Below are 2347 nucleotides of genomic sequence, written 5' to 3' on the forward strand. Positions count from 1 at the left end.
ATTTAAAGAGATGGCTTGGACTTCTATGAGTGATTCACCTCATTATTTTCCACAAATTGGTGGATTTCTAAGAGGAGGATCCTATCAAAACTAGTGAATATATGAAATATTCTATTAAAAATAGGAATCAAAAAAAGCTCTGCAGATACAGAGCTTAGCACAACGATAATAATTGTTATATTTTTACATTCACAATAGACAAATGAACATACGTAGATACGCCCTATTGCATATTTTAATTTATCGTATTCGAAATGAGGCGAGGCGTTTGAAAATTCTGTTTATATACATCGTGCCTAGTGGCGGCATGGAAACACTCAATCGTGAGCGTTGCAAGTCACTTCAACCTCATGGCGTGAACTGCCAACTGTTATATCTAATAGAAGGTAGTGGTTTGCAGAATTTTCAAAATAATAGTAATACGATTTTCGTGACCAATGAAGATAATGAAATTCGTACCATCTTACAACGCGAACAATACGATTGCATTATTGTTTCCTCCGATTATGTGATGCTTGAGCGCTTGCGAGTGCTTGGATATGGGGGTCCGATCATCTATGAGGCTCAAGGGTTAGGAAACTTTTCGACTGCACGAAACATTTTGTTAGATGCCAAGCTATACATTGAACATAATGCTGTTGCGGTCCTATATCCTAATACAACACACCTAAAATCCTTGTTCCGTGAAATATATCCAGATAAAAGACATTATTGCTTTGATAATTGTCTGAATACTGAGAAATTCTCGTACCGTTCACTGGATTTCCCTTCTTCTCCCATAATAGGGTGGGTTGGTCGTATTGAGTCCAACAAAAACTGGCAGATGTTTCTGGACATCGTCAACCTTATTAGAGGATTTGTTCCCGATTTTAGAATTTGGCTTTTTGAAGATGATAAAATATCTCCAGAAAAAGAATTCTTTAATGACAGAGTGAACCAACTTAAATTAAATTCGCGCATTGAACGTTTTTCTAATGTACCACATCATCAAATGGCAGATTATTATTCCATGATTGGTGATTCAGGCGGCTTCCTTTGTTCAACCTCGGTTATGGAAGGTTTCGGTTATGCTGTGCTCGAAGCAATGAGTTGCCGGTGTCCGGTTGTAACTTCGGATTCTGACGGTATTCGCAGCTTTGTAACCCATAATGTGACCGGGAAGCTTTTTGCTCAACAAGATTTAAAGGGAGCAGTAATGGAAGCCTTCGACCTTTTGTATAATCTCACTCTCCGAGAATTAATAAGGTCAAGAGCAATAAAGCAAGTGTGTGGACAATTCTCACCTCAACTCTATGCGAACCGCTTTCTAGCGATGCTCCAAGACCTCAATATAAGCGAATCCAGATAAACCCTAGCGGGTACGTATATTTGTTTCGATAAAATAAAAAATCCACCATATAGGCGGATATTAGGACATGTCTCTTATATTCGGCGGGAGGAATAAAAGCCTCTCGCCCTGTACGACCAAGTAGTTGTCTGTTTTTATGGAGTATCTTCGTCGTTTTTGTACTCCAAAATATCACCAGGCTGACAATTCAAAGCTTTACATATCGCTTCTAATGTTGAAAAGCGAACCGCTTTTGCTTTCCCATTTTTCAGAATGGACAGATTCGCCATCGTAATGCCAACTCGCTCCGAAAGTTCTGTTACACTCATTTTCCTTTTTGCCAACATGACATCAACATTGATGATAATCGCTATGATCTTCACCTCAGATCGTTAAATCATTTTCTGATTTTATATGAATAGCTTCTTGTAAAAGTCTTTGGAGAACAGCCGCAAAAACGGCGATCACCAAAGAGGAGAATATAATGACCGATCCAATTGGTATAAAACTTGGAGGGTCGATTTTTTTTGCCATAAGATAGTAAAGTGGCATACCTAGCAGGTACAAGCTACTAATCGTGATGGCACAGTATTTTATTTTCTTTAATGCCTTTACCGATAATTCCGAGAATGCTTGATTCTTATCAATATAGCTTAAAAGTTTATAAGCCTGATACAGTGCGAAGTAAAAGGGTATCGCTGCCATGTACATATCGATTAGAACGAGGGGTTTCATATAAGTAAGGTCCGGATACAATTCTACAGCAAAATCCCCGATCTTGGGTACCAAAAATATGCACAATGCAAGAACAGGGATTCCTAAGAAAATAACAGCTAGCTTTAAAAACAATGTTGTAATTTGTTTCATAAAAAGCACCTCACTGAATGAATGATAAAATGACTTTAACATATTATTTATCGTTTATCAATAAAGTATTGTTGTTTTGTTTTATATTAATATTGTTATTTTCGTTTTCGCATTAAAGCATCTACTGCCCTAACATTTGCTTCAATATTATCC

General features: G+C 37.4%; 3 protein-coding genes. 1 reads left to right on the forward strand and 2 read right to left on the reverse strand.

Going from position 1 to position 2347, the window contains the following annotated elements:
- Positions 1-268: 268 nt before the first annotated feature.
- On the forward strand, positions 269-1348 hold the full coding sequence (locus tag AC1DUA_RS34175; protein WP_477503974.1) for a glycosyltransferase family 4 protein: 1080 nt from the start codon (positions 269-271) through the stop codon (positions 1346-1348).
- A gap of 134 nt (positions 1349-1482) precedes the next feature.
- Here the strand turns inward: AC1DUA_RS34175 and AC1DUA_RS34180 are convergent, their stop codons facing one another.
- Both AC1DUA_RS34180 and AC1DUA_RS34185 read right to left on the reverse strand, forming a co-directional pair.
- Positions 1483-1701 carry a helix-turn-helix domain-containing protein gene (locus tag AC1DUA_RS34180; RefSeq protein ID WP_477503976.1) on the reverse strand — a complete coding sequence of 73 codons (219 nt, stop codon included), beginning with the start codon at positions 1699-1701 and terminating at the stop codon, positions 1483-1485.
- 10 nt (positions 1702-1711) lie between these two features.
- On the reverse strand, positions 1712-2194 hold the full coding sequence (locus AC1DUA_RS34185; protein ID WP_477503975.1) for a DUF2975 domain-containing protein: 483 nt from the start codon (positions 2192-2194) through the stop codon (positions 1712-1714).
- Between the last annotated feature and the right edge of the window lie 153 nt (positions 2195-2347).

The organism is Paenibacillus sp. 01T422 (assembly GCF_056398785.1).

What these genes read in the sequence shown, in the direction of transcription:
- AC1DUA_RS34185 (WP_477503975.1), bottom strand. Translation starts at nt 2,194, where the DNA reads ATGAAACAAATTACAACATTGTTTTTAAAGCTAGCTGTTATTTTCTTA.